Annotated in this window: 1 protein-coding gene; it reads right to left on the bottom strand. The window is 45.8% G+C overall.

Translation table 11 applies throughout. The features are described 5' to 3' along the window. Positions 1-34: 34 nt before the first annotated feature. Positions 35-236, bottom strand: a 202-nt coding sequence (locus AAEY62_RS24755; protein WP_502935577.1) for a TPR end-of-group domain-containing protein, incomplete at its 5' end; no start/stop codon positions are given.

Raw genomic sequence — 236 nt, 5'->3', positions numbered from 1 at the left:
CGCTTTTTACCACCCTCCCTGTAGGCAACGAAGTTTAGGCTTCGTTTGAAACTATCGCATTAAAGCTGTCGTTATCATGCAGACTGGCAAAGGCACTTTCATGAAGTAGCTCATTTCGTAAGTTGGGTGAGTATTCAAGCGACATTTTTATATCGGCTAGGGCATCTGCATGCTCATGCGTTAAAGCATACGCACAGGCGCGCTGCCAGTATGCGTAACCATAGTCGCTATCTATA

The organism is Pseudoalteromonas sp. GW168-MNA-CIBAN-0100 (assembly GCF_040309225.1).
Classification (GTDB): domain Bacteria; phylum Pseudomonadota; class Gammaproteobacteria; order Enterobacterales; family Alteromonadaceae; genus Pseudoalteromonas; species Pseudoalteromonas arctica.
This window is presented reverse-complemented; position numbering and strand designations above follow the sequence as displayed.